The sequence below is a fragment of the Lysinibacillus sp. NPDC093216 genome (assembly GCF_050280325.1).
GTDB lineage: Bacteria > Bacillota > Bacilli > Bacillales_A > Planococcaceae > Lysinibacillus.
In genome coordinates, this window is record NZ_JBNNVB010000022.1 from 59,772 (window position 1) to 86,137 (window position 26,366).

General features: G+C 34.4%; 21 protein-coding genes and 1 pseudogene. 20 read left to right on the plus strand and 2 right to left on the minus strand.

The window, feature by feature from the left end; translation table 11 throughout:
- Nucleotides 1-204 precede the first annotated feature (204 nt).
- The 7 genes and pseudogenes from ACQKOG_RS20200 to ACQKOG_RS20230 all read left to right on the plus strand — a co-directional run bounded on the left by ACQKOG_RS20200 (nucleotide 205) and on the right by ACQKOG_RS20230 (nucleotide 6,889).
- Nucleotides 205-882, plus strand: a complete 678-nt coding sequence (locus tag ACQKOG_RS20200; protein WP_370076776.1) for a response regulator transcription factor — start codon at nucleotides 205-207, stop codon at nucleotides 880-882.
- Nucleotides 883-1,282: 400 nt separating this feature from the next.
- On the plus strand, nucleotides 1,283-2,314 hold the full coding sequence (locus tag ACQKOG_RS20205) for a siderophore ABC transporter substrate-binding protein (protein WP_370076778.1): 1,032 nt from the start codon (nucleotides 1,283-1,285) through the stop codon (nucleotides 2,312-2,314).
- A 19-nt stretch (nucleotides 2,315-2,333) separates the two neighbouring features.
- Nucleotides 2,334-3,350 carry an ABC transporter permease gene (locus ACQKOG_RS20210; protein WP_370076780.1) on the plus strand — a complete coding sequence of 339 codons (1,017 nt, stop codon included), beginning with the start codon at nucleotides 2,334-2,336 and terminating at the stop codon, nucleotides 3,348-3,350.
- The gene (locus ACQKOG_RS20215; RefSeq protein ID WP_370076782.1) at nucleotides 3,347-4,411 is read left to right on the plus strand and encodes an iron chelate uptake ABC transporter family permease subunit; all 1,065 of its coding nucleotides are present in this window, start codon (nucleotides 3,347-3,349) and stop codon (nucleotides 4,409-4,411) included. Before ACQKOG_RS20210 ends, ACQKOG_RS20215 begins: the two co-directional genes overlap by 4 nt.
- Nucleotides 4,408-5,160 (plus strand): ABC transporter ATP-binding protein, encoded by a 753-nt coding sequence (locus ACQKOG_RS20220; protein ID WP_370076784.1) that lies wholly within the window; start codon nucleotides 4,408-4,410, stop codon nucleotides 5,158-5,160. The genes ACQKOG_RS20215 and ACQKOG_RS20220 overlap by 4 nt, the downstream gene beginning before the upstream one ends.
- A 311-nt stretch (nucleotides 5,161-5,471) precedes the next feature.
- A pseudogene (locus tag ACQKOG_RS20225) lies at nucleotides 5,472-5,792 on the plus strand (thermonuclease family protein); the annotation flags it as partial.
- Nucleotides 5,793-6,124: 332 nt separating this feature from the next.
- On the plus strand, nucleotides 6,125-6,889 hold the full coding sequence (locus ACQKOG_RS20230; protein ID WP_370076786.1) for an SDR family oxidoreductase: 765 nt from the start codon (nucleotides 6,125-6,127) through the stop codon (nucleotides 6,887-6,889).
- A gap of 249 nt (nucleotides 6,890-7,138) precedes the next feature.
- Here the strand turns inward: ACQKOG_RS20230 and ACQKOG_RS20235 are convergent, their stop codons facing one another.
- Nucleotides 7,139-8,296: an MFS transporter gene (locus ACQKOG_RS20235; protein ID WP_370076788.1), complete on the minus strand. Its 1,158-nt coding sequence runs from the start codon at nucleotides 8,294-8,296 to the stop codon at nucleotides 7,139-7,141.
- Nucleotides 8,297-8,389: 93 nt separating this feature from the next.
- Here ACQKOG_RS20235 and ACQKOG_RS20240 point away from each other — a divergent pair, with 93 nt between their 5' ends.
- From ACQKOG_RS20240 to ACQKOG_RS20250, 3 genes are all read left to right on the plus strand, one after another.
- Entirely contained in the window at nucleotides 8,390-8,764 is a 375-nt protein-coding gene (locus ACQKOG_RS20240) for a MerR family transcriptional regulator (protein WP_370076790.1), read from the plus strand.
- A gap of 305 nt (nucleotides 8,765-9,069) precedes the next feature.
- Complete coding sequence (locus tag ACQKOG_RS20245) at nucleotides 9,070-10,050, plus strand: aldo/keto reductase (RefSeq protein WP_370076792.1); 981 nt, start codon at nucleotides 9,070-9,072, stop codon at nucleotides 10,048-10,050.
- Between the two features lie 14 nt (nucleotides 10,051-10,064).
- The gene (locus ACQKOG_RS20250) at nucleotides 10,065-11,321 is read left to right on the plus strand and encodes an MFS transporter (protein WP_370076794.1); all 1,257 of its coding nucleotides are present in this window, start codon (nucleotides 10,065-10,067) and stop codon (nucleotides 11,319-11,321) included.
- Between the two features lie 185 nt (nucleotides 11,322-11,506).
- Here the strand turns inward: ACQKOG_RS20250 and ACQKOG_RS20255 are convergent, their stop codons facing one another.
- The gene (locus ACQKOG_RS20255; protein WP_370076796.1) at nucleotides 11,507-12,379 is read right to left on the minus strand and encodes a glycine betaine ABC transporter substrate-binding protein; all 873 of its coding nucleotides are present in this window, start codon (nucleotides 12,377-12,379) and stop codon (nucleotides 11,507-11,509) included.
- A 1,314-nt stretch (nucleotides 12,380-13,693) separates the two neighbouring features.
- Between ACQKOG_RS20255 and ACQKOG_RS20260 the strand changes: the two genes are divergently transcribed.
- From ACQKOG_RS20260 to ACQKOG_RS20305, 10 genes are all read left to right on the plus strand, one after another.
- Nucleotides 13,694-15,187: a helix-turn-helix domain-containing protein gene (locus ACQKOG_RS20260; protein WP_370076798.1), complete on the plus strand. Its 1,494-nt coding sequence runs from the start codon at nucleotides 13,694-13,696 to the stop codon at nucleotides 15,185-15,187.
- A 36-nt stretch (nucleotides 15,188-15,223) separates the two neighbouring features.
- Nucleotides 15,224-16,522: a protoglobin domain-containing protein gene (locus ACQKOG_RS20265; RefSeq protein ID WP_370076800.1), complete on the plus strand. Its 1,299-nt coding sequence runs from the start codon at nucleotides 15,224-15,226 to the stop codon at nucleotides 16,520-16,522.
- A gap of 15 nt (nucleotides 16,523-16,537) precedes the next feature.
- On the plus strand, nucleotides 16,538-17,536 hold the full coding sequence (locus ACQKOG_RS20270; RefSeq protein WP_402873006.1) for an HD domain-containing phosphohydrolase: 999 nt from the start codon (nucleotides 16,538-16,540) through the stop codon (nucleotides 17,534-17,536).
- A gap of 435 nt (nucleotides 17,537-17,971) precedes the next feature.
- The gene (locus tag ACQKOG_RS20275; RefSeq protein ID WP_427448149.1) at nucleotides 17,972-19,690 is read left to right on the plus strand and encodes a methyl-accepting chemotaxis protein; all 1,719 of its coding nucleotides are present in this window, start codon (nucleotides 17,972-17,974) and stop codon (nucleotides 19,688-19,690) included.
- Nucleotides 19,691-19,901: 211 nt separating this feature from the next.
- Nucleotides 19,902-20,471 (plus strand): manganese efflux pump, encoded by a 570-nt coding sequence (locus ACQKOG_RS20280; RefSeq protein ID WP_370076806.1) that lies wholly within the window; start codon nucleotides 19,902-19,904, stop codon nucleotides 20,469-20,471.
- 249 nt (nucleotides 20,472-20,720) lie between these two features.
- Complete coding sequence (gene isdC / locus ACQKOG_RS20285) at nucleotides 20,721-21,326, plus strand: heme uptake protein IsdC (protein WP_370076808.1); 606 nt, start codon at nucleotides 20,721-20,723, stop codon at nucleotides 21,324-21,326.
- Nucleotides 21,326-22,795 (plus strand): NEAT domain-containing protein, encoded by a 1,470-nt coding sequence (locus ACQKOG_RS20290; protein WP_427448152.1) that lies wholly within the window; start codon nucleotides 21,326-21,328, stop codon nucleotides 22,793-22,795. Before isdC ends, ACQKOG_RS20290 begins: the two co-directional genes overlap by 1 nt.
- A 265-nt stretch (nucleotides 22,796-23,060) precedes the next feature.
- The gene (locus tag ACQKOG_RS20295) at nucleotides 23,061-24,335 is read left to right on the plus strand and encodes an NEAT domain-containing protein (protein WP_370076812.1); all 1,275 of its coding nucleotides are present in this window, start codon (nucleotides 23,061-23,063) and stop codon (nucleotides 24,333-24,335) included.
- Nucleotides 24,336-24,350: 15 nt separating this feature from the next.
- Nucleotides 24,351-25,268 carry a heme ABC transporter substrate-binding protein IsdE gene (gene isdE / locus ACQKOG_RS20300; RefSeq protein ID WP_427448154.1) on the plus strand — a complete coding sequence of 306 codons (918 nt, stop codon included), beginning with the start codon at nucleotides 24,351-24,353 and terminating at the stop codon, nucleotides 25,266-25,268.
- Nucleotides 25,269-25,400: 132 nt separating this feature from the next.
- Entirely contained in the window at nucleotides 25,401-26,366 is a 966-nt protein-coding gene (locus ACQKOG_RS20305) for a FecCD family ABC transporter permease (protein WP_427448156.1), read from the plus strand.

Genomic DNA, 26,366 nt, shown 5'->3' on the forward strand with positions numbered 1-26,366 from the left:
TTCGCCAATATTTTGGTTAAATAACTGAAGTATTCTTCCGTTTAATTCCGTAATTTGTTATTTCATACATATTTATTGTAAATTTCCCCGAATATATCCCGATAAGTTGTTATAATAGTTCTTTTAGAAATTTAAGATTTATAAATTCGATATTCTTTTTTTGTGATAAATTATTTTATGTAATGAATTAGAGGTGAACCATAGGTGAAGCAGGTGTTGGTAATTAAGAATGAACGGTCTTTAGCAAAGAAAATCGTAAGCGGCCTAAAGCAAGAAGGCTATTTCATTTTAACACTTCACAATGAAAACAAAGGGTTAAATATAGTATATGAGCAAGATTGGGATATTATCATATTGGATTGGGATTCGTTAAGTATACCTGGACCGGAAATTTGCAGTCAAATACGGGCTGTTAAAACGACACCGATAATCATTGTGACCGATAATGTGTCCAGCAAGGATTGTATAGCAGGATTACAAGCAGGAGCAGATGATTATATAAGAAAACCATTTGTGAAAGAAGAATTAGTAGCAAGGATAAAAGTTATTTTAAGAAGAGGAGACGGTATCCAGCCAATCGAGACTACTTTCTTTCGGTTTAAAGATCTCTTCGTTGATGCATCCCGTAATATTGTGACAAAAGGTGGCGAAAATCTCCCGCTTACTAAGCGTGAGTATGACTTACTTTTATTTTTAACCAAGAATAAAAATAAAGTATTAAGCCGTGAAATGCTTTTGAATCAGGTTTGGGGATATGACGTAGCAGTCAATCCAAATGTAGTGGATTTATATATTGGGTATTTAAGAAAAAAGCTAAAGTGCGAGAAGAAAGACCGATATATTCAAACAATCCATGGTAGGGGCTATTCAATGATTGAATAGTAAAAATAAGATAATAGGTAAAGTACAATTTGTCACAATAATCAATATCTAACATAATCGAGAAAACACGAGTATAAACAGTTTCATCCTGTTTTGCTCGTTTTTTTTGTTCTATTAAATCTGATAATCAAACAGTTTCTGGTAGATATTTTAAAGAGACGGAAACTATAAAAAGAATACTTCACGTATTACTTTTTTGTAGCCAATTTATGCTTGAAAGCAACTTTCTTTATAAACTTATATCTTTCACAAGATTTTCACATAATTAAAGACTATACTGATTCACAGAACAACCAAATGAAAATGATTATCAATAGCAATTGAGATGGTTAGCGATTATTATCCAATTCAATCTATAGACATCATCGTTTTCAAAATAAATTACATAAGGAGTATATGTATGAAGAAATCTATGTTTTTAAAATTAGTTGGAATTTTGGCAGTTTTGACTTTGATGTTAGCAGCTTGTTCAAGTAATAAAACTAATGAAGAGTCAAAGTCTAATGAAGATAATGGAAGCGAAGAGGTTGCTAAGCCTACGACAGTTGAAATCACTGATGCCCATGGAACTGTTACTGTTCCTGTAAACCCAAAGAATGTAGTTGCTTTGGATAATAGAACTTTTGAAACTTTAGCTGATTGGAACATTGACTTAGTAGCTGTTCCAAAGGATGTAATGCCTGCGGATTCACCATATGTAAAGGACGATTCAGTTAAAAATATTGGAAATCACCGCGAACCAAATCTTGAAATTATTGCAGCTGCAAACCCTGAACTTGTAATCGTTGGTCAAAGATTTGCTGGTTATTACGAAGAGATCAAAAAATTAGTACCAAATGCAGTTGTTATTGATCTTAATGTAGATGTTTCTGAGGAAACTGCTACGCCTGGGGAAAACTTAGTAAATGGACTTAAAAATTCTACAATTGCTTTAGGAAAAATTTTCGATAAAAATGAAGAAGCTAAACAAGTGGTAGCTGATTTTGATAAAGTTATCGAAGATGCTAAATCTGCTTATAATGGAAAAGATAAAGTTATGAGTGTTATCGTTGGTGGTGGGGATATTGGTTTCTCAGCTCCTCATTCTGGACGTGTTTGGGGACCGATGTATGAAATTTTCGGTTGGGCTCCAGCATTAGAAGTTGCTGATTCTACATCAGATCATAAAGGTGATGAAGTTTCTGTTGAAGCTATTGCACAAAGTAATCCTGATTGGCTTTTCGTATTAGATCGTGATGCTGCAATATCTGGTGAAGAAGATTCAGTTCCTGCTCAGGATGTTATTGCTAACGCACCTGCTCTTCAAAAAACAACTGCTGTTTCTAAAAAACATATTGTTTATGCACCAGCAGATACTTACACAAATGAATCAATTCAAACTTATACAGAGTTGTTTGAAAACCTTGCAAATACTTTAGCTAAAGCTAAGTAATGTAAAGGGGTATAAAATAGTGCTGAAAAATGTAACTTCTAGGGTTGAGATAAATTCTCAACCCCAGTTTTATAACTACAATAAGATATGGACAAAACCTTTTATATTAGCGATTATAGTTGTTATTATTCTAGGCATTATATCACTGTTTACTGGAGTGTATGATATACGTGGACAAGAGGATGGAATGGAAATGTTTTTCATAACTCGTGTTCCGAGAACAGCTGCATTAATGCTTACTGGAGCTGCAATGTCAATGGCAGGACTCGTAATGCAACTGATCACACAGAATCGTTTTGTTGAACCTACTACAACAGGGACTATTGAATGGTCAGGTTTAGGGCTGCTTTTCGTTTATTTATTATTTCCTGCTCCGACTTTAGTGCTAAGAATGACTGGTGCAATCATTTTTTCTTTTATAGGAACTATGATTTTCTTTTTATTTTTAAGAAGAGTTAAACTTCGCTCGTCTTTAATTGTCCCGATTATTGGATTGATGCTTGGAGCTGTTATTTCTGCAGTGTCCACTTTTATGGGACTTCTTTTTCAAATGACACAAAGTATTGAAACTTGGTTTGTAGGTTCTTTTGCGCCTGTTCAGGTGGGAAGATATGAATATTTGTGGCTAATTGTTATCGTTACTTTGTTTATTTTTATTTATGCTAATAGATTGACTTTAGCTGGACTAGGAGAAGATGTCGCAACAAGCCTTGGCGTTAATTACAACAGGATTGTTCTTTTTGGTACTGTTCTCATTTCTTTTGCAGTTGGAATTGTTGCAGCTGTCATTGGAAACTTACCTTTCCTGGGTTTAATTGTCCCAAACATTGTTTCAATGTATAGAGGTGATGATCTTAGGAGTAATTTACCTTGGGTATGTTTGATAGGAATGGGGACTATAACTGCCTGTGACATAATTTCTCGAACAATTATAATGCCTTTTGAAGTACCTGTTTCTTTAATACTTGGAACAGTGGGGTCAGTCGTGTTTATTATTATCTTATTGAGACAAAGAAAACCAAGGAGGCTACGATGAGCACATTGGAATATAGAAATAAAGAAAATGTCGAAATCGATTCTAGCCTTCATAATAAAAATAGATCAGCTAGGGCTTTTCGTTCTAAGAAGGAAGAAAGGCGTTATTGGATTTTGCTAATAACATTGATTGCTTTTGGCATCCTTTCTTCATATGGACTTTTAGTTTATAACAATCCAGTTCCGATTGATTCACCTTCTTTTATCCCAGTTGTTAAGAGAAGGATAGTAGCTCTTGTTGCAATGATTATTGCTGCAGTTTGTCAGAGCTTGTCGACTGTTGCTTTCCAATCCATTACGCATAATAGGATTATAACTCCTTCGCTTTTAGGTTTCGAATCACTTTACTCAACAATTCAAACTAGTACTATATTTTTCTTTGGGGCTAGTGCATTGATAAATTTTACTGGGATTGGATCATTTTTATTTCAAGTTGTTGTTATGGTCTTAATGAGCTTGATCCTTTATGGATGGCTACTTTCTGGTAAATACGGGAATCTACAACTTATGCTTTTAGTTGGAATTATTATTGGCACTGGGCTAAATTCTGTGTCAACTTTCATGAGAAGACTACTTGCGCCTTCTGAATTTGATATTTTACAGGCAAGATTGTTTGGTTCTGTTAATAATGCAGATTCTGCATATTTTCCTATTGTAATTCCTATAGTAATAATTGTAGCAATATTACTTCTTGCTCATTCTAAGAATCTAAATATATTGTCACTAGGAAAGGATGTTTCTACTTCTTTTGGAGTTAAATATCAATCTAATGTAATTTATACTCTTGTATTAGTTGCTATTTTGATGTCTATTTCAACAGCTTTGATTGGACCACTTACTTTCTATGGCTTTTTAGTAGCAACTTTGAGCTATCAGGCGGCGTCAACTTATGATCATAGATATATTTTTCCAATGGCTCTTGCTATAGGATTTTTGATAATAACGAGTGCATACTTTTTGATGTATCATGTATTCCATGCTCAAGGTGTAGTATCAGTTATTATCGAATTATTTGGTGGAATAATATTTTTAACTGTAGTTTTAAGGAAGAGGGCTTTATGATAAAAATTGATAATGTTAAAAAGTTCTATACGGATGAGGTAAAAATAGGACCTTTGGATATTGAAATACCAAAAGCGGGTTTTACTTCTTTAATTGGCCCAAATGGCGCTGGAAAGTCTACGACACTTTTGATGATTGGAAGACTGTTGGATATGGAGGAAGGTCAAATTCAGGTGGCAAATATGGATGTTTCTGAATCCAAATCAAAAGACTTATCAAAAATTTTGACTATTTTGCGCCAAGAAAATCATTTTGTAACTAGGCTTACTATTAGACAACTAGTTGGATTTGGACGTTTTCCTTATTCAAAGGGAAGGTTAACTATAGAAGATGAAGTTATTATTTCTAAATATATCGATTTTTTAGACTTAACTGATTTAGAGAATAGATATTTAGATGAGCTTTCAGGTGGTCAAAGACAAAGAGCATATGTAGCGATGGTTTTGTGCCAAGAGACTGAATATGTACTTTTGGACGAGCCACTGAACAATCTTGATGTTGCTCGTTCTGTTCAAATGATGGAGCATTTGAGACGTGCGGCTAATGAATTTGGAAGAACAATTCTGACTGTGATGCATGATATAAATTTTGCAGCCAAATATTCTGATAGAATTTGTGCTATGAAAGATGGACAAATTGCCGCTTTTGGAACAGTAGAAGAGGTTATGAATTCGAAAATTTTGACAGATATTTTCGAAACAAAAATAGAAATTATCGAAGGTCCTTATGGGCCACTCGCTGTTTATTAGTTACGAAATTTTAAAAAAGAAGCATCTCAAAAAATGAGTATGCCAAAAAACTAATAGAGAATTAAATTATTCTAGTTGAAGTTGCTGTCTGTATTTTACAGGCGGCAGCTTTTTCGAATGCCATTGCTCACGATAATGAATTGAAGTATGTCATAACGAGAAGTTTAGTGATCTTAATATACTCTGACGTTTTTCAAGGAGTATTTCAAAAAAAGGATGAAAGATTACCCTCCCCCCAACATTTGAACTAGAAACAAAAAACAGCCTATGATTATAACACAACAAGCTGTTTCTATAACAAAGGTGAAGCTCAACCTTATGCTAAAGTGGCTAAGGATTATACGATTAAATTGTTAGAACACGCCAAAAAGGTTGAAGCAGTTTACGATGTTGGACCAGAGACAGATAACTATGATCGCTTATTAACCTATGTCTTCATTGATGATGTAATGTTGCAGGAATCATTATTAAAAGAAGGACTTGCAGCAGTGCGCTTTATTCATAAACCAAACAATACGTTGGAGGATGAATTTAGAGAAATCCAGCAAGATGCTGAGAAAGAAAAATTAAATATTTGGTCACATCAAAATTACTTCCAAAAAGATGGTTTCCATCCGGAAGTATTAAAATAAAAGTGATCGATTAAGGGACTGTCCCAAAAGGCAATGAAAAATGCCTTTTGAGGACAGTCCTTTCTTTATTCAAAATATATAATAGTAAATAAATGTTTTGGCGAAATGTATTAAAAGAAATAACTATGTTGAACAAGTATTTAAACAATATGATGCACATCGTCAAAAACGTATTCAAGATTTATATAAGCAATGCTGGCAACCAAGAGATGAACTAAGTTATCTGAAGCAATCGCCCCCTTGAAACCGAATAGGAGAGCAACATTTCAAATAATGTTCCATGATATAACTATCTATGTAATATAACTATGTTTGAACAAGGAGATGGAAGCATGAGTAAGTTAGCAGGCAAAATAGCTTTAGTTACAGGATCAAGTCGAGGAATTGGCCGCAGTATTGCATTGCGTCTGGCACAAGAGGGAGCCTTTGTCGTAGTTCATTACGGGAAAAGACGAAATGAGGCAGAAGCAGTTGTTCACCTGATCGAGCAAAGCGGAGGAAATGCTTGCGCGATTGGTGCTGACCTTAGTACTCTAGATGGCATTCAAGATTTATTTACAACTTTTGATGATACTATTCGGGAATATATGGGCGGTAACGGATTCGATATTCTTGTCAACAATGCTGGAATTGGTCAAATTATCAGTTTAGAAGAGACGACGGAAGAATCATTTGACGAGGTAATGAAGATTAATGTCAAAGCACCACTTTTTGTTACTCAACAAGCTTTGCCACGTTTAAAAGATGGAGGACGCATTATTAATATTTCATCTTTTGTGACACGTGCAGCTTCTCCAAGTGTCTTCACGTACAGTATGTCCAAAGGTGCTATCGACACATTTACGCGTCTTCTAGCCAAACAACTAGGGAGCCGTAATATTACGGTAAACGCCATCCAGCCTGGAATTATTAATACAGAGATGAATGCTGAGACTTTGGAAAACCTTGATGGACAAAAATATGCGGCTGGTCTTTCAATCTTCAACAGATGGGGAGAACCCGAGGATGTGGCAGATATTGCCGCCTTTCTCGCTTCCTCAGACAGCCGTTGGGTAACTGGTCAATTGCTCGATGCAAGTGGCGGATCTCATCTATAGAACCTGTAAGATAACGAATTTATAAGGATCTTCAAATGAAGTGACCCCAAAAAGTTAGACACATATTTTAAGCAGTTACTGAGGAATGAACTCTGTATTGGACAGGGTTCATTCCTTTTTATTTTCCTTTAATTAGTTTGTTATTGTAAATAGGGGTCCTGCAAAACACAAAATTTCCATTTAGGGGGTACTTTAAAATCTTAGCTTAATGGGCATGAGGGCGTCCTCCTATCCTTTTAGTTATAGCCCCTAAATTGAAGAATTTTCTCTACGGTTTATTGTTAGCGAATAAATAGCAGAGATTAAGGCTAAAACTACCATAATACCAGCTACCCACGTGTTGATAGTTACAGAATAGTAGTCTACAAGTAAGCCACCCAAACCAGAACCTAAAGCTACTCCAAGATGTAAAAATGAAGTATTTAAACCTAATTGGATATCTGAGGAATCGGGAGCAGACTCAGCTAGATAATTTTGTACAGCTGGACTAAGTGCCCAAACCATCACACCGTATAGTACGACAACGATCAATAAACTGATCATTGATCCTGTAGAATAAGGTAATAGGAACAAGGAAACTGCAAAAAGTATAAGAAATGTGAGTATAGTTTTTGCTCCGCCAAATTTATCGGATGTCCAGCCACCTATCCAACCACCTGTTATTCCAGCTATACCAAAAACAAGTAAGACCATGCTAATCATATTTGTTGATAAGCCCATTGTTGTTTTAAGAAAAAGCGTGAAATAAGTATAAACTATGAAATGACCAGTCAGCTCCAAAACTGATATGAGCTGGATTGATGCGATTTTTTTACTTTTTAATGTGGCTATTTGCTTAAGTAAAGGAATGGCTGGTTGTGGTGGAACCTTAGGTAAAAACTTAATGATTCCTACCATAGAAACAATACTTAAGACTGAAACTAATACAAATGTCATTCTCCAACCGAAATTTTCACCGATAATAGTTCCTAATGGTACACCTAACACTAATGATGCACTTAAACCCATAAAAATTAATCCAATAGCTCTTCCTCTTAATTCCGTTGCAACAGTATTGGCAGCCATTGTTACGGAAGTGACAACCACGATAGAGCAGCTAGCTGCAAGAATAATTCTAGCTATTAATAAGGTTGTAAAATTCGGACTAACTATAGATAAAATATTACCTCCTAGAAAAGTTAACATTGCTATGAGCAGTAATTTACGTTTTTCTACTTTAGAAGTTAAAGCAATAAGTACTGGAGCCCCAAAGGCAAAAACCAATGAAAAAACTGAAACTAACTGACCGACTGCTCCTACAGAAACATGTAAATCTTCTGCAATCATGTTGATTATCCCAGCGATCACCAACTCCACTGTACCAGCAACAAATGTGGCAAGTGCTAAAACAAAAATCCCTATATTCATTAAAAATTCCTCCTAAAAACTATTAAAAAATGAATCTAGAATCAAAGATACTCCTTAGAGTGCACTATAAAGCAAGTGTGTTATAATAAAAATATGGAAAAATTATTAACTATTCAGGATATATCCTCAATCACGGGTCTTAGTTCTTACACTCTACGCTACTATGAAAATATTGGTCTTTTATGTGAGATTGAAAGAGATGAAAATGGATATCGTAAATACTCAAAGAGCGATATTTTATGTATAGACTTTCTCATTATGTTACGTAACACAGAAATGCCTGTAAGAGATATGAAAAAATTTGCAGACCTAAGACGTCAAGGGGATTCTACCGTTACTGAAAGACGAGAACTATTAGAAGCTCATCAAGAGAACGTTCTTAACCAAATTAAGCAATTAGAAAATAGTTTAATTAAGGTTAATGAAAAAATTGACTACTATAAAAATTTGGAGGAAAAAGTTAAGTAATATAATCAGGCGTGTTGATTAGGATAATATAGGTTTATTATTGAGCGATAAAAGGATTTTTTTGCAGATTGTAGCGAAAGGGCTACTCGACTCCCGCAGGAAAGCGAGTAGCCCATAGCGGAAATCAGCGTCTTCTAAACAATTAAAGTGGATAAAAACGGTTAATCAACACATCTGTAATATAAGTTTCTAGAGACCTTTCTAAAAGGTCTTTTTTTTTATGAGAAATGGGAAAAAATACATTTGCCTTAGAGTGCACTCTAATCGATATAATTTCATGCTAAAGAAAGATTGGAGGAGAAAAAATGAAATATCGATCTATTGGAGATTTAAGTGTTTCATCCTTAGGATTAGGATGTATGGGAATGTCAGAATACTATGGAACTCAAAATGATGAGGAATCGATTGCTACATTGCATTACGCCTTAGAACTCGGTGTTAACTTTTTTGATACAGCTGATCAATATGGAGTGGGGAAAAACGAAGAATTAGTCGGTCAAGCATTAAAAAATGTCAGACAACAGATAAACATAGCTACCAAATTTGCTTTTGAAAGAGATGAGAGTGGGAAGGTAATTAAAATTAACGGTAGCCCGGAATATGTAAAAAAGGCCTGTGAAGCAAGCCTAAGACGGTTAAATACTGACTACATCGATATATATTATCTACACCGTGTAGATCCCAGCGTTCCTATAGAAGAGACAGTTGGTGCTATGAAGGAATTAGTTGAGGAAGGTAAAGTACGACATATTGGGCTTTCAGAAGTATCTTCTCAAACGATAAAACGAGCACAAAAAGTACATCCTATAGCTGCATTACAGACAGAGTATTCAATATGGACTAGAGATATTGAAGAGGAAATATTACCACTTTGCCGTAAACTAAATATCGCTGTTGTACCATATAGTCCTCTGGGACGAGGTTTTTTATCTGGAAAAATTAAGTCAGTCGATAAATTCGTAGAGAACGATTTTAGAAGGAACGCACCTCGATTTCAGGGAGGCAACTTCAATCAAAACCTTGCTTTGATTCGACAGCTAGAAGAGATAGCAAACCAACTAAATATTAGTCCGGCACAACTAGCATTAACATGGTTAATGTCTAATGGATTAGATATCGTCCCTATACCAGGGACAAAAAGGAGATCCTACTTAAAAGAAAATATTGCTGCAATAGATTTTGAATTGCCAAAGGATGTAAAGGATTTCATAGATAAAGCTATACCGGTAGGTTCAGCAGCTGGTGATAGATATCCTGTACATTCTATGAAACTATTAAATCAGTGAGAGAAGGTATATAATTGGAAGTTTGGAAAAAGAATATGTATATTTTGAGCATTGCACAATTTTTAGTCATGTCTGCATTTAGCTTAATAATACCTTTTATTCCAGTGTATCTTAAAAGTGATTTGGATGTTCACTCTCAAGCAGATATTCAGCTTTGGACAGGGATGATTTTTGGAGCTACTTTTTTATCCGCTTTTCTTTTTCAGCCGATATGGGGAAAGATTGCAGATCGAACGAGTAGGAAAACTATACTAATCCGTTCAGCAATTGGAATGGCATTTGCCACATTCTTAATGACCTATAGCACAACAGCTTGGCACTTATTAGTTCTACGTTTTATCTTAGGGATTTTTGGTGGTTTTATCCCTGCCTCTTCTCCATTCATCACAATGAATACGCCTAAAGAAAAAATAGGTTATGCACTCGGTATAGCTCAATCTGGTGCTTATACCGGGAATATTTTTGGGCCGTTAATAGGTGGAGTTTTGGGACAGTGGATAGGATTTTATAAAATCCTTTATGTGTCTAGCGCTATGTTACTGATTTCAGGGGCACTTATATTATTTTTTTTAACAGAAATTAATAAACCTGAACCAAGTACATTGAAAATTCCGACGCCTAAGAGAGGACGTATTAATTTTTTCTCCGAATTACGGGAAATTACGAAAGGACCTCTAATTGGAACTTTGTTTCTAGTTGGATTTCTTATTCAGTTTTCAACGATGAGTACTTCACCATTTTTGGCCACATATGTAGAAAGTATGTGGAACAATGATGTCTTTTTAACAACGATGGTAGGTTTAGCGGTTTCTATCTCGGGTTTCTCTATTATAATCTTTTCTCCCATTTTAGGAAGGAAAGCAGATCAAGTGGGTTCTGAAATTATTTTGTTAATTTCGTTGTTAGGTAATTTTATTTGTTATGTTACCCAAGCTTTAGTTTCTTCTATATGGCTATTTCTGCTCGCTCGGTTCTTAATGGGAATATTTATAGGTGGTCTGCTTCCATCGGTCATAAGTTTAATACGAAAAAATGCACCTGAAAAAATGGAAAGTTTAACATTTGGTTATTATCATAGTGCTCTATTTTTAGGAAATCTAATTGGTCCTTTACTTGGGGGATATTTAAGTGGAATAATCCATATAAAAGGGGTTATTTTTTTGGCTGGTCTCCTCTTTTTAGTAAATAGTTTAATTTTAAAATTTCATTTGTTTAGACAAGAGTCCTATGTATCTTTACTTAAGAGAGTCATTTCCATCCGGAGGTATTAACATAACATAAAAAGCTCCATTTACTGATTGCTCAGTGAATGGAGCTTTTTATGTTAATTACGTGCATCGCTAGTGTACTCCAACTTTTTGCGTGAGCTTTTGTACGATATTATATGTAGGGCCTGAAATTCATATATCTCAAAGTCGAATTGTTGGACAGAGTATATAAAAGTCTATCATGTGTATTATTTTACATCTTTTGTCCACTCTGAAACTTTATCCTCATTATCTTTAATCCATTTTTTTGCGGCCTCTTTAGGATCAGCGCCTTTCATAATATCAAACATTACACTTTCAATATCTTCCGGAGTCCAATGGAAGTTATTAAGAACACTATACGCTCCCGGATTATCCTCTTTTAATCCTTTACGTGCAAATGTACCAATATATTCTTCGGCTCCGTATATGCCTTTAGGATCGTCTAAATATTTTAAATCAAAAGCGTTAAATTTCCAGTGTGGAGACCAACCTGTAACGATGATTTCTTCATTTTTCGCAATAGCTTGAGTAAGGGCTGCTGTCATTGCACCTGCTGATGAGGTAACTACATTCCAACCTTCAAGGTTACTATATTCTTTATAAGCATTTTCCGTTGTAGCTGTCATATTTGCTCCTGGATCAATACCAGTTATCGTTTTACCAGCTTCATCTGTTAAATCTGCGATAGAATTTACATCCATATAACTAGGGACAACTAAGCCAATTTTTGCACCTTCAAGGTTTTTACCTAAATCTACTATTCTATCTTTGTACTTTTCAACTTGTGGGGCATGTGTTTGTGGTAACCAGGCTGACACCATACCATCAACTTCTCCTTTTGCAAGAGCTTCCCACATAATTCCGTTATCTAGTGGTGTTAGTGTTACATCATACCCTAAATCCTCTAGAACTTGTCCTACTACGTTTGTTGAGGCAATTTCAGTATCCCATTCAACATAGGCTAAGTTCACGTCCTTTTTTTCTTTGTTTTTCGTGCCTTCATCATCTGAGCTACAAGCAGTTAATACGAACATTAATGCTAAAGCCAATCCTATCTTTAATAATTTACCGACTTTCATAAAATCTCCCTCTCTTTATTATAGGATGAGATATATCTAAATATTAACAAGTAACAACTTAAAGTTATCAAAAGGTTGTTACTTTTGTCAAATCGGCTTCAATAGAAAAATTGTTTAAACTCTCATTATGAAGAGGGAAAATTATCCAAACCTACCTCGAATCTATGGGAAATGCGGAAATATATTAGGTTGCTTTACAGGTGAATTCAGATGAGTAAAGCGAGTATTTAATGTTTATTGCTATGGTTGATACATTTCGAGGTTACTAAAGTAAATAAAATATCATTGGGCTTTAGTTAGTGAAAGGCCCAAATGGCGCTGATTCTGACGAAACTTAATATTGCAACAAAAAAGATTATCAAAATTTGCTCGAAAACTAACAAATTTTGATTTTATCAATTTTATAATTAGTGATAGTTGAGTAAAATCTCATATGTGTAGTTTCAAAAGATATAACGCTATGCGATAAATGATTGGAAGCAGTTTCATCGTTACTTTTGATTCAAACGACAGCAGTAAAATTCCGATACCAACAAATGCTCATAAAACACGTGCCCAAATGGCAAAAATGATGTTGCTCGCATTTGGTGTAACGCCAGGAAGTTAGTAGAGTTTAGAAATCAAGACATTGCATTAGGCGATGTAAACGATACTTTTTTGACCAAACGAAAACGTAACACGCGCACAGATTTACAGTGTTTATGTACAGAGCACTTGGTTTATAAGTATTACCATGATGGGAGATGTATCATAATTTGATACATCTCTTTTCTGTTTGACAACGTGTTCAATTCTATATTTAACCTTGAAAGTCTATGGACGAAATTTCAGGAAAAAGCGTAAAGAAACACCCCCCTTTCACGATAGAAATCCAATAGATGAGCTCAAAAAATGAAGTCTTAAGATGAAAAACTAGAATTGAAACTCCCCCAAAAGATAGATGTTTTGAATGGAAATATAGGATTATCAAGTTTTGCTTGAAATCGAACAAAAAGTGATTTTGTTTGTTGTAAAATGCTTGTTATAGTGTAAATAACCTTGAAAACATGAGGCTATATTCACAGTTTCCCAAAATGAGTGAATATGATGAAAATAAGCTGTAATTGTTGTTTAAAAGAGTATTAATGAAGTGTTTATTGGCAATATGTAGTAACTAAAGTAGTTATAAAGTATCGAGAATATTGCTTTTTAATGTTTAGTGTCTTAAAAAACGGGGAATAGAATGTATTGATAAAAGATATATAAGTTAATCTAATACAAACTGTTAGTATGACACAGCTGGGTTTTACTGGTGGAAGACATTGAGGTGTTTTTATGTATAATTTTTTGGATCGTTCATCTTTACAAAAGGTGAATATTCTACATCATATTTATAAAGAACAAAGGCTATATTCAAGTTTAGAGTTATCTCAAATGATGGATTTGTCTGAAAGAACAATTTTGAAAATAGTAGATGAAATAGCTATTGATTTAGAATTTATTACAAAATCTGCTGTTATCCAAAAAGAAGAGCTTAAGTGTTTTCAATTAATTTATAAAGATAATTTTTCTATGAAGACTATAGAAAGATATTATTTACAAAACTCATTAACATATAAAGCTTTTGATGAGATGTTTTACAATAAATTTTTTGATATTAACATGTTTGTTTTGGATAATTTCACAAGCCCTGCATCCGTGTATCGACGAATAAAAAAAGTTAAGCCTTTGTTAGATCAATTTCACTTGAAGTATACATCTTATGCGGAAGTCAGTCTTGAAGGGACAGAAAAGCAATTTCGTTATTTTTATTTCTTGTTCTACTGGAATTCGTGTTGGGGAGAGGAATGGCCATTTGCTCTAGTTTCTAGAGAAGAAATACTAGAATTAGTGGAGGAAGTAGACATCGCCTATTCCGAACAACTTTTATATTGGCTCGCCATTTGCTTATCACGCGCAAAACTAGGTTGCTTAATTGAATATCATCCAATGTATGCAAACTTTACGAAACATCATTATAACTATGAGTCATTATCGGAAAAAATCAAGTATATATTTAGAGAATGTACTGATTTATCAGATGAAGAAATTGAATTAGAAACAATGTTTTCATTTTCCATCATTAGTTGCATGCGTCATTATCAAAAAAAAGATAGTGCAGTAAGTTTATTGATGAACTTTGCACAGCATCATAATCAAGAATTATTTATACAAGCGACTATATATTGGATGGAGATATTCATGGAGCATTTTTCAGTTACTTTAGATTTAGAAGAATATGGGGCACTCTTTGTAAACTTACTGCATCTTCATTATGGTATTTTATCTTTTTCTGGTCCAGCTAATTTATTTAAAGAAGATCTTTATAAAAAGCGATTAGAAATGCATGAAACGGCTCAAATAGAAATCATGAATCAGTTTTATAATCGACTATTGGAAAATAAGTCTTTCGCCATCGTATTTAAACGCAAAGAAATATTAATTGGTCGATATCATAAATTACTCAAACAAACAATTGATTTTGTAGATAGAGACAAGATCAAATTAAAAATATTTTCAATGATAAATGATGTTCCTTATCTATTCAGTCAAATAAAACGTGTTTTTATTCATGTAGAATTATGTGCTGAAGATGAAGAGGCGGATTTAATTATAACAGATCGCTTATATTTAAATATTAACAAAGACATAGAAGATATATTTGTTTGGAATTCAGTTCCGGACAGAGAAGACTATGATAGATTAGCAAGAAATCTACAGGAAATCTATTTCGATAAATACCAACAGCCAAATAAGCTATTATTGAAAACTTTATTAAGTGAAGTTTAAAGAAATTAATCGATATTTTGGGGATGGAGGTTATTCATGTTTTGGAAAAGTAAAGAGAAAGAGATAGGTAACGGCCATTTATTACTCGACAGTAATATAAAAATGAATATTCAATATGGCAGTGATATAGAGAAACAAATAAAAATGATTAATTTTTCAATGGCAGAGTTACAAGTAATAAAAAGCTTGCAGCCATTTATTAAAGAAGAAATAGATGACATTGTTGATCGTTTTTACAGGAATCTCAGCCTGGAAGAATCACTACAAATACTAATAAATAAAAATAGTTCAGTAGATGCTTTAAAGAGAACTTTAAAATCACATATTTTAGAAATGTTTTCAGGAATAATTGATGATGAATATTTTTTAAAAAGGGCTAGAATAGCACAAATGCATGTGAAAATTGGTCTACAGACAAAATGGTATTTATGTGCTTTTCAAAATTTGTTTATAACAATTATGGAGATTACCGAAAAGAATCTTTCTGAAAAGGAGCTTTATTCTACTAGTGTAAAGGCACTCTCAAAATTATTTAACTTAGAACAACAAGTCGTTCTTGAAGAATACGATAAAGAGATAAGTAGAATTAAAGAAAAGTTAGACGAACAGGCAGAAAAAACTAAAATTCAAGTGATGAATTCAACTGAAAATTTAGCAGCAATTTCAGAGCAAACTAATGCAGCATTCCAGGAATTACATATTCATTGCACAGAAATGGTAGAAAACGTGAATGCCGGAAAAGAGTTATCTGCGTTAGCAGAGGAGAGAGCGGAACATGGGAAGTTTCAAATAAGTGAACAGGATCGTAATATGAGGAATGTTCATGAGGCAGTTCAAATAATCTCCAATGATATAGAAGACTTGTTAAAGATAACAAAGGAAGTTCAAGGCATTATTGATATTGTAACGAAAATAGCGGATCAAACTAATTTATTATCTTTAAACGCAGCAATTGAAGCTGCAAGGGCAGGTGAACATGGAAGAGGATTTGCAGTTGTAGCAGACGAAGTTAAAAAATTATCAGAAGTAACAAAAAAATCAGTCTCGAATGTAGCTCATTTAATTTTATCTACTGTATCTAAGGTAGAAAAGTTAGCTGCCTCACTTGACTTGATTAATCAATCTGTTCAAGACGGAAAACAAACAATGGAGCAAACTGACATATATTTTGAGCAAATTTTACAATCTATGAAAGAAACACAAGAACATAATGAACATTCACAAGAAAAAATTGATATTTTCGCTAATGTTGTCAATGAGTTAGGTAAAGCATTTGAAGAAGTTGCATTGTCGGCTGACCGGCTTGCTAGTTTTGCTAATGAATTAAACAATTGATGAGGAGTTGTTTAAATGTGTAAAAATATACCAAAGGAATTAACGTATTATTTAAAATTGGGTGATGCTGTTGTAATCGTTGATGAAGATCAATTAATTATCGATGTAAATCAACAATATGAAACGATCACCGGCTATAAAAGAGAATTTCTTATCGGATTACCGGTAGAGTGTTTAAAATCGAGTGTAACACCATTCGTTATGTATAAATCGTTAAATAGTACATTAAAAAAAGGACAACCATGGTCTGGGACAATGGTGAATGTCAACAAATCATTAGAGCTAAGGTACTCATTTATAACGATTACGCCAATTGAAATAAAAGAAATTGTTTATTATGTAGGAGTAATGCGCTTAGCGGAACAATTATTGATAGAAGAAGTGAAGCAGAACCAAATAGACAAAAAGGAGCTATTTAAGTTGTTAGCTCTATCAAGTGAAATGCGCGATGTAAGTATAGCAGAACACCTTTTAAATGTGCAAAAGTTATTAGAGGAATTCTTACTAAGCCTCTTTGAAGATAGAACATATAATTTATCGTTAGAGTATATTAATAAAGTTATAGAATACAGCGTTTTACATGATATTGGAAAAACAAGTATACCAGAATCGATACTGTATAAAACTGGGCCACTAACAGTCTATGAAAAGAAAATTATGAAGATGCATCCTCTTATGGGGGTGGATGTATTGAATAAACTATCTGATGAAATGAACAATAAAGTTTTTAATGACAAAAAAATAGCTGAAAATATTATTAAATATCATCATGAGAATTGGGATGGAACAGGATATCCAATGGGTTTAAAAGGAGAAGAAATTCCTTTTGAGGCGAGAGTCATATCAATAGTAGATGTATACGACGCTTTAATAAGTAATAGAGCTTATAAAAAAGCTTGGACAATAGAAGAAGCTCTTTCTTATTTAAAAGAACATAAGGGTATTAAGTTTGATCCTAATTTAGTAGAAGTGTTTGTCGAAAAAATTATTCATAAAAATAGTATTGTTCTATAAGCCCAAAACTTTGAGTTATAGGGGAAACTATAATACTTAATTTCCATAATTAATCTATATTGTAAAAAAGATGTCATCATCATAACGTGTGGGATTGATTCCCGGGCGCTAGGGGCGTCCGATGAGCTGCTTGGGGCAACAAATGTTTTCTGTGCGAAAGCGAAGCGGCAGCAACAAATGTTTTCTGTGCGAAAGCGGAGCGGCAGCAACAAAAGTTTTCTGTGCGAAAGTGTAGTGCTAACGTAGCGGTAGCAACAGGATGTAGGTCACGAAGGCGTTTATCAGAGGACATGATGGTTTAACCTTCGTTCTCCTCCCCCCCAAGGAGTCGTCCAGTCTTCACTCCAATCAACTTATTTATGGCACGTTTAAACAATTGTTATCCACAACTTTTGGTGATGAGCCAAAATAATAATAAATATAACGGAGGATCATATGAAGTTTTTTAAAAATTCATCATTGGTTGGGAAATTCGGAATATTGAACACTGTTATGTTGATTGCAATTGTCATCATAGGGTTTACTGGAATCTATGGCGTTAAAGAAATGAATGATAATGCAAAGCATATTTATGAAGAAAATTTAACATCTGTCTATTTATTAAGCAATCTTTCAATTAACCAGCAAAAAATAACTAATTTAAAGTTCAAAATTTTTTATAATTCACAAGATAACGACGAGAAAATGGAATATTACGAAAAAATAGCTGCTTTAGAAGAAGAAAATAGTCGCACATTTCAAGATTTAAAAAATACAAAAATGAGTAGCGAGGAAGAAAAGTTAAGTAAGAATTTAGAACAAGTACTTGAAAGTTATAAAGGTACATTAGAATCCATTTTTCAACAAGTTATCTCTGATGCAGATATAGAAGATGCTGATTCATTACTAACACCTCTATTAGAAATAGAGAAGCAAAGAGATGCTCTTATGGAACAAATAGAAAAAATTAATATTAAAAGTGCTGAAATAAAAAGCGAAGAAAATAATACAGCATATTCTAAAACTCTTTATAGAAACATCGTTATTATGGCTATTGTTTTAATATTTAGTGTAAGTTTCTTAATTTATTTAAGCAGATATGTTAAAAAGGCAATCTCCAATATTAAGGATGTTATATCTGCACTTGAAAATGGTGATTTATCACAACATGCCCCGGTGATATTTTCTGATGACCTTGGGAAAATTACTGAAGGGTTGAACAATTCTGTTTCGCATATTCAGGAACTTGTTTCTAGTGTTAGTAGCACATCAGCACAAATGAGTATTTTAAGCGAAGATTTAACTGCAACTATTGAGGAAATTACTGCTTCAATGGATGAAATTGATACAACTACAAAGGATGTTGCTATGGGTAGTACTACACTAGGTGCAACAACCGAGCAATTAAATGCTACTGCAATTGAGGTACTAGATAGTGCGGAAAAATTAAATGAGAAAACAGAATATAGTCTTGGTTTCTCGCAAAAAGTAAAAGAGAGAGCAATTGATATTAAGGAAACAGCTGTTCAAGCATACAGTACAGCTCGTAATCTATATGATGAAAAACAAAGGTTAGTTTTAGAGGCAATTCAAGCCGGAAAAATCGTATCCGAAGTAAAAGTAATGTCTGACACAATAGCAGATATTGCAGATCAAACCAATTTATTAGCATTAAATGCAGCTATTGAGGCTGCGAGAGCAGGGGAGCAGGGTAAAGGTTTTGCTGTTGTAGCTGATGAAGTACGGAAATTAGCTGAACAATCATCTGAGACTGTTCAAAAAATACAAACTGTTACTAGTGAAGTAGAAGAAGCATTTACGAATGTGTCTATTAATGCGCAAGAGCTTTTACACTTTATAGATAATAAAGTAACACCTGATTATGAGCTTTTCCAAAACAGTGGAATTCAATATGAAGAAGATGCTATGTACTTTAATAAATTAATAACTGAAGTGACAACATTTGTTGGAACGATGAAATATTCTATGCTAGAAATACAAAATGCAATTGAAAATGTATCAAATGTCGCAATAGAGTCATCTGATCAGTCGAATGATATAGCAAAGAGTATTTCAGAAACTTTACAAGCAATACAGCATGTAGCAGAGTCATCCGTTGAAACCGCAAATATTGCTGAAAAGATTTCCAAACAATTGAATAAGTTCAAACTATAGGATAACAGTACCCGCGGGTAAAAGACGAAAAAACGTAAGTAATATCAAGTCTTCCGCGGGTTAAAAGTGTTAAAGCATGTGAAATAGTCATTGTATCAATGGCAATCCTAATTTCTCAGCAATTAACTCTGTTCAAAACATAGATGAACAAAAATTTTATTCCTTCATATCCTATGTGAGAATGGATTTTACGTTATTGAGGAGGAAAAGAATGCATTGGATAGCCATCATTCTTATTGGGATAGCTGCCAACTTAGATAATTTAGGAATTGGTCTCGCCTATGGTATTAAGCGAGTGAAAATACCCATATTATCCAATGCGGTTATTGCCCTTATTTCAATGATCGTCACTTACGCAGCAGTAACAGCTGGAAGTGTAGTTATTAATTATATCTCTCCAGATTTCGCAAATTTAATAGGAAGTCTTTTACTTTGTGCCATAGGGATATGGACGTTATTATCTAGTCGCTTTTCTAAACAAGGAATATTGGGAAACCCGGAAGTATTTGATGAGGATAAAAATTATATAATTTCAATTCGAGAAGCAATGACGCTCGGCTTTGTCTTATCAGCCAACTGTTTAGCTGGAGGAATAGCGCTTGGAGCCAATGGTATTTCTGCGATCTGGACAGTTATTTCTATCGGTTTTTTTTCGTTCATCACAGTAGGCGCTGGTGTTCATTTTGGAGTCTTACTTACCAAGACTTTTATTGGAAAACACTCAACCGCTATTTCTGGTTGGTTGCTTATACTTATAGGGGTCATTGAAATAATTTCTTAAATTCAGTAGATGTCTAGTTGAGATGAATAAATAGAAAGAGGCTATTCTATATAATAGGAAATATCACATGTTTTTTTCGTGATATTTTCTTTTTTTGAGGCAATTTTGACATGTTGAGGACAAATTTGATTTTGTTATTGACATACACTGGCAATAACGATTATTCTTGGTAACAGAAGTATAATTGAGAATGATTTTCGTTTTCAATAAAATACTTTCAATTATGTTTTCAGAGGAGGCGTACAACACATGAAGAAATTGATGATGCTCGTTATGCTTATAACTTTGCTTGTATTTAACATTGCGCTACCGCAAGCATCGGCTCAACTAGCTGACGGCACTCATTCGATAAAATATCAGGTCAATAAACCAGAGAACAACTCTGTATCCATTGCAAACGATTATTTTATAAAACCAGCAAAGGTCACATTGAAGAATGGGACAGCTACTGTTCAAATTACATTAAAAAATAGTGCATGGATCACAAAGTTCCAACCACCAGGTGGAGCAACTGTAGTAAGTGAAGATAAAGCAGCAGATACACGTACTGTGCAATTTACTGTTAAAGATTTAACGAAACCAGTTGTGACTTCTATGAAAATTGATATTGACGATATTAATTATCATCACGAATACAGCGTTTCACTAGTATTTGATGCAGCATCTGTAGGAAGCACAACCATAACGGAAGCATCTGATTCGAAAACTACTAATGCTCCAGCAAATTCTTCTGAAAGTCATGCGCCAAATCCACAAACAAGTGATGCGACTCCATATTTATTAATTGGAGCATTAGTTGGATCAGCATTTTTACTTTATAGAAAAAAACTACAAACAAAAACGGAGGGTCAATAATGGCTAAAAAACGACAATCACGCGCAACAAAAATAGTACTAGCTTCATTGCTAGTAGCATCACTTTCAGCACCATTATTTGCGTCTGCAAAGGCTGAAGTAACGACTACAAATACTGCAATAAAAGTAGAGGCTGTTAAATCAGAGAATACTAGCACTATTGTTGATTTTCAAATCTTTAAGCCTGGTACAACAGAACCACAACCTGCAATTAGCTCTCATCTTGTAACCCAAGGCACAATCGTTGAGAAGGATGGAAAATTTGAGGCGAAATTAACGGTAGCAGCAAAATCTGCCCCAATGATTGCAGGCTTAGAAACAAAGCAAGGTGATAAGTTTGTAGATGCTACTGAAGTGAAAAATGCAGATGGAACAATTACATACAGTTTCCCAGTAGTAGCTGGTGAAATATTACAAGCAAAAATTCACGTTGTCGTAGCTTCAGCTAATATGGACAAGTGGTATGATTTTGATTTAAAAGCAGTAGAAAATAAGGAAGTAACTACTACAGAGGGAAATGGTAAATCTGAAGAGGTTAAAGAAGAAGTTAAAGTAAATGAAGTAGCTGTCACTGTTTACAAAAACGGTACTTCTGAAGAATCTATGATGAAGCAATATATTAACCCAAAAGTAGACGTATCAGTAGTAGATGGTAAAAACATAGTTACTATGACATTCCCTCAAGGTCAATATGTTAAAGGATTCTCAGTAGTGGGAAAAGAAGCAACTTTAGTAAGTAAAGACGATGCAACAAATATAAGTAAGTATTCATTTGAAGTGGCAGACTTAAAAAAACTTGTGAATGCCCAACTGCATATTGTTGTGAATGAACCGGGCAAAGGCGTGAACTATGACTCGAACCACCAAGTGCAATTTAGTTTTGCTGTGGAAGGCGCAGTGAGACCAGTGGTGAATCCATTTAAAGATATTAGCAATGATGCTAATAAAGAAGCAATCTTAGCATTATACAGTAAGGGAATTGTTAAGGGGCAAGATAATTTTAAACCATATGACAATATTACACGCTCTCAATTTGCGTTAATGATTGCACGTTCATTAAATTTATCTACTACAACAGATGCTGGATTTAAAGATACAGCGAAACTTGACACAGAACGTGTACAAGCAATCAATGCTTTAGCTAATGCTGGAATTGTTGTGAAAGCAGAGAACTTTAATCCAAATGGAACACTTACTCGACAACAAGCTGCAGTGATGATTTATCGTGCAGTAGCACATGTTGCAGGAAAAGAAATGAACTATGGTGATCCAAGCTTATCTTATTATGCAGATGGTGCAACTGTCACAAGTGAAGAAGCTAAAAAAGCTTTTGCGTTTCTATACGCAGGTAAAATCATGACTGGATCTGTAAATGCTGAAGGTAAAACTGTTATTAATGCAAGTAGCCCATTGAAACGCACACAAATGGCAAAAATTTTAAATGGTTCATTACAATACATGAATAAATAGCGCGGTTACAGCAACTTCCTTTCTCGCTTATTTGAGGAAGGAAGTTACTGTTATGTTAACTTCTTTCAGCAAGTGTTTTATGTAATGAAAGTGAAACGGCAGTTACAAGTGTTTTATGTAACGAAAGCGAAGCGACAGGTACAGTAGTCTCCCACCTCTATGATGGTGAGATGAATGCGGTTTTAAGTCACTTTTTAGCTCTTGTCCATACATCCACTGAACTTATGCCGAGGCATAATTGATAGATATTGGAGGGATTTACACAGTGAATAGAAAAATATTTCGAGGATTCATTTTCAGCACTATCTTACTGATGTTTTTTTCTCCATGTTTTTCGTTTAAGGCAAAAGCTGAAGAATCTGTATTAGTAAATGGGAGCTATCAAGTTGAACTAAGTTTTTCATCTCTAGATGGAGCAAAAGACAATATTTTTAGCGAATTGGCGACAGTTGATGTAAAGAATAGTCAGTATAAATTAAATTTAGCTATAAATAAGCCATTGAGTATAAGAGATATACATATCGAACAGTTGGAAAATGAGCTTTCGTTAAACATTCAGACTGAAAATTTAGTTCAATTTGATGTCAAGGATTTACAACAGCCTATTATCATTAAAGGCGAGATGGCACTTTCATCCTCCGAGGAATATTTCTTTTTTTCACAGGAGATTCAATTACAGTTAACAACCCTTTCAACAATTGTGCCAAAGGATGAGGAAGCTATTCCAGAAAGTGAAACCAAAGAATCTACTTCAGAAGAAACCTATGATAAGGAATGGTCATTGAATTACATATTGTTAGTAGATGGAAAAGACGAACAATCTATTATGAATACATATGTAAATCCTGTTGCAAAAATAAAAGGAAAAAACGGCAAATATTATGCCCATATGACAATTTTAAAATCTATGTGGATAACAGGCTTAACCGTAGATCAACAAGGAAAACAGGTAGAGCCAAAGCTTATTTCACCTGAAGACAATGTCCGAATTGTCGAATTTGAAATTCACAATTTTGAACAGCCAATACGAATGTGGGTGAAGGTAGATATTCCTGAGATTTCTTATCATCATCAATATTTCGTAAATTTAAAATTCGATCAACAGCAGGTAGCAAAGTTTTTAAATACGCCTGCTGTGACAGCACCCGCTAAGCAAGTAACGAGTGAAAAGCCTTCCGTTATTGTTAAAGAAGAAGTGAAAAAGGCACCAGTGGTAGCACAACATGAGACGGTGGTAAAACCAACTCAGCTGACACGGCCAATTCCATCATTTCAGACTACTTTAACTGTGCCAAAGGAGGAACCGTTAGCATTTGATCGTACACTTGACGCGTCTATTGAGGATGCTGTTAAAGATGAAGCCAAGAAATCTGATGTTAAAGAGGAAACTACTGAAAAAGTGGTGAAGAATACTAAAGTCGATCAGCAGCTTGCTCAGCTGAATATCATAAAGATAGTTTTGCTTGTAGTAATCTGTCTTTTGTCGGGCTGGTTGCTCGTTCGTCGTATCAGAAATTCTAAAAAAGATGTGACTGAATAAGTAGGAGATGACTTTATGCAAAAGAATTGGAAATGGTGGTTGCTTATGATGGTGCTTATGTCATTACTTTTAGTAGTTGCTGGCTGTAATAATGGAGATAAGCGAGAAGAAACAGAGACATCTACTGAAAAGCAATCAGTTAAAACAGCTGAAGAGAATGAACATCGTATTATTGCAGGTACAGTTGTTATTGCAGAAATTTTAGATAAGCTTGATTTAGATGCTATAGCAGTACCTGAAACAGAAAAAACATTAGCAAAACGCTTTGATGGTCTCCCTACTATCGGTAATGCAATGGAGCCGGATATGGAGATTGTTAAATCATTAAATCCAACAGATGTGTTATCGGTGTCAACGTTAGAATATGACTTACAGGATAAATTTGAGCAGTTAAAAATTCCAGTTAATTTTTTAAACTTTCAAAGTGTAGATGCTATGCTTTCCGAAATTAGAACTCTCGGTGAACGTTATGATCGCGAAGCACAAGCCGAGGAGTTAGTGAATGGCCTGCAAAAAAATATTGATGCTGTACAAACAGTTGCTGGTAACAAAAAGGGACCTCGTGTACTAATTTTACTTGGCATTCCAGGTAGTTATTTAGTTGCAACTGAAAACTCCTATGCAGGTGATCTTGTGAAACGGGCAGGCGGTATTAATGTAATGGAAGGGCAGGATGCTGAATATTTGGCTTCAAATACTGAGTATCTGCACAACAGCAACCCTGATATAATTTTACGTTTATCACACGGTATGCCAGATGAAGTTGTAAAAATGTTTGACGAGGAATTTAAAACGAATGATATTTGGAAACATTTTGACGCAGTAAAAAACGGTAAAGTGTATGATTTAGAGGAAGAGTTGTTTGGTACTACAGCGTCCTTAAAAGTGCCACAGGCTTTAGGACAGCTAATGGAAATCTTTTATCGTGAATAGTCATTAGAAAATGTCGCTCATATCGCAAGCATAGTCTTGCTATAGAGCGATCTTCTATTTAGTAGGGGATCACTTTGGGAGTGAATTGTACAAATAACATGACGGAATTTGAAAAGAAAAAGGAAATCTAATATGACAAAAAAAATTATAAGCTTTTCAATTGTAATTGTATTATTACTAGCTTCAACAGTTTATGCAGCAACAACAGGTAGCATTAAAATGGGGTTCTTTGAATTTATTGGTGCATTATTTGATAAAGAAAATAGTCAAATGGATGCTATCCGCGATTTGAGATTTCCAAGGATCATTGTTGCGCTATTTGCTGGTGCAGCACTTTCTGTTTCAGGGGTCCTGTTACAATCTGTGATGCGTAACCCGTTAGCGGATGCAGGTGTTATGGGTATATCTTCAGGAGCGGCATTTGTACAGCTCTTAATTATTTCTTTCTTTCCAACATTATTTTTTATGACACCTGTATTAGCATTTATAGGTGGAGCATTTGCCTGCGCACTCGTCTTTGCGTTGTCATGGAAGTCAGGCTTAAGTCCATTGAAGCTTATTTTAGTCGGAATTGCTATTAATGCAATATTCACTGGGTTAACAGAGGCTTTCATTAGTTTAGGTGGCTCATTGAATACTTCAGCTGCCAGCGTTGTAGGTTCAAACTTAACGATGCGTACATGGAAGGATGTATCAACAATCGTTACTTATGGTACTGTCGGATTAATAGCTGCCTTTGCGTTATATAGCTGGTGTAATCTCCTAGTATTACAAGATAAAACAGCGAAAAGCCTAGGCTTTCATGTAGCTCGTGCTCGTCTATTAATAGCTGCTGTTGCGGTATTATTATCGGCTGTTTCTGTTGTCGTAGCAGGGGTTATCTCGTTCGTTGGTCTGTTAGTGTCACATATTTCTCGTCGTTTAGTTGGGCACGATCATAAGGTACTCATACCTTTTACAGCTTTAGCTGGAGCATTATTAATATTAGTGGCAGATACGATTGGTCGCACAATTGCTACACCGATTGAAATACCAGCTTCAACCATTATGGCGATTATCGGTGGACCATTCTTAATATTCCTATTACGAAAAGAGTGA

Excerpts from the sequence above, each read along its gene's own strand:
- ACQKOG_RS20305 (WP_427448156.1), top strand. The coding sequence starts at position 25,401 with ATGACAAAAAAAATTATAAGCTTTTCAATTGTAATTGTATTATTACTA.
- ACQKOG_RS20255 (WP_370076796.1), bottom strand. The coding sequence starts at position 12,379 with ATGAAAGTCGGTAAATTATTAAAGATAGGATTGGCTTTAGCATTAATG.
- ACQKOG_RS20205 (WP_370076778.1), top strand. The coding sequence starts at position 1,283 with ATGAAGAAATCTATGTTTTTAAAATTAGTTGGAATTTTGGCAGTTTTG.
- ACQKOG_RS20280 (WP_370076806.1), top strand. The coding sequence starts at position 19,902 with ATGCATTGGATAGCCATCATTCTTATTGGGATAGCTGCCAACTTAGAT.
- ACQKOG_RS20245 (WP_370076792.1), top strand. The coding sequence starts at position 9,070 with ATGAAATATCGATCTATTGGAGATTTAAGTGTTTCATCCTTAGGATTA.
- ACQKOG_RS20270 (WP_402873006.1), top strand. The coding sequence starts at position 16,538 with ATGTGTAAAAATATACCAAAGGAATTAACGTATTATTTAAAATTGGGT.
- ACQKOG_RS20290 (WP_427448152.1), top strand. The coding sequence starts at position 21,326 with ATGGCTAAAAAACGACAATCACGCGCAACAAAAATAGTACTAGCTTCA.
- isdE (WP_427448154.1), top strand. The coding sequence starts at position 24,351 with ATGCAAAAGAATTGGAAATGGTGGTTGCTTATGATGGTGCTTATGTCA.
- ACQKOG_RS20220 (WP_370076784.1), top strand. The coding sequence starts at position 4,408 with ATGATAAAAATTGATAATGTTAAAAAGTTCTATACGGATGAGGTAAAA.
- ACQKOG_RS20275 (WP_427448149.1), top strand. The coding sequence starts at position 17,972 with ATGAAGTTTTTTAAAAATTCATCATTGGTTGGGAAATTCGGAATATTG.
- ACQKOG_RS20235 (WP_370076788.1), bottom strand. The coding sequence starts at position 8,296 with ATGAATATAGGGATTTTTGTTTTAGCACTTGCCACATTTGTTGCTGGT.
- ACQKOG_RS20240 (WP_370076790.1), top strand. The coding sequence starts at position 8,390 with ATGGAAAAATTATTAACTATTCAGGATATATCCTCAATCACGGGTCTT.
- ACQKOG_RS20265 (WP_370076800.1), top strand. The coding sequence starts at position 15,224 with ATGTTTTGGAAAAGTAAAGAGAAAGAGATAGGTAACGGCCATTTATTA.
- ACQKOG_RS20215 (WP_370076782.1), top strand. The coding sequence starts at position 3,347 with ATGAGCACATTGGAATATAGAAATAAAGAAAATGTCGAAATCGATTCT.
- isdC (WP_370076808.1), top strand. The coding sequence starts at position 20,721 with ATGAAGAAATTGATGATGCTCGTTATGCTTATAACTTTGCTTGTATTT.
- ACQKOG_RS20230 (WP_370076786.1), top strand. The coding sequence starts at position 6,125 with ATGAGTAAGTTAGCAGGCAAAATAGCTTTAGTTACAGGATCAAGTCGA.
- ACQKOG_RS20260 (WP_370076798.1), top strand. The coding sequence starts at position 13,694 with ATGTATAATTTTTTGGATCGTTCATCTTTACAAAAGGTGAATATTCTA.